Origin of the sequence: Synechococcus sp. R6-7 (genome assembly GCF_047461695.1) — a bacterium.
In the GTDB taxonomy this organism is placed as follows: domain Bacteria; phylum Cyanobacteriota; class Cyanobacteriia; order Thermostichales; family Thermostichaceae; genus Thermostichus.
The window spans coordinates 1-783 of record NZ_JANSHS010000270.1 but is presented as its reverse complement, the minus strand read 5'-3'; the positions used below and the strand labels follow the sequence as shown (position 1 = coordinate 783).

The following is a 783-nucleotide window of genomic DNA, read 5'->3' as shown; positions in this document are numbered from 1 at the left end:
CCCCCCAGTAATGCCCCGTTCTGTCAGCAGAATGGCAAACAAGGAGGCCACCGAAGCCGCCACAATGCCCCGAGGAGCCAGCCAAGCCACAAACAGCTTCTGCCGCCAATTCAGGTCGCTGCGCCAGGTACACAGCCACACACTCAAGGGACGGATGACCAGCATCAAACACAGCACTGTGGCCAGGGATCCCCAGCCCAGGGCAAACACCGCCTTGAGGGAGAGCGTGGCAGTCAGCAGGATAAAGATCACAGAGATGGCCAACACCACCAACTGGCCGTGAAACTGCCGCACACCCCGCTCGGCAATGGCCGCCTTCTGCCGCACCACCAGGCCCGCCATCACCACTGCCATCAGCCCCGCCTCCGATCGCAGCGACTGGGCCAAGGCAAACACCCCCAGCGCCCCTGCCAGCACCACCGAGTTGCGCAACTCCTCGGTTAAAAACTGCCGCGACCAGAGCAGGAAGGATCCCATCAGCCAGCCCCCCAGCGCTCCCACCGCCGACCCGATGGCCAGACGGCTGGACAACTGTTCCAGGGCCATGAGAAAACTGGGATGGCCAGAGAGCACCACCTGCAGCACCACCACCGCCAAAATGGCCCCGATGGGATCGATGAGCACCCCTTCTCCCTCTAGGAGCGTGCTGACTGCCGGATCGACCCGTACCCGCTTCAGGATAGGGTTGATCACCGTCGGCCCTGTTACCACCACCAGGGATCCAAACAAAAAAGCCAGCCGCCAGGGAAACTCCCCCAGATAGTGAGCTGCTGCCGCTCCCCC

Annotated in this window: 1 protein-coding gene; it reads right to left on the bottom strand. The window is 63.0% G+C overall.

What is annotated here, in order from left to right; all coding sequences use genetic code 11:
• The coding region (locus NW815_RS08465; RefSeq protein WP_414415901.1) for a cation:proton antiporter at positions 1-783 on the bottom strand (783 nt) is incomplete at both ends.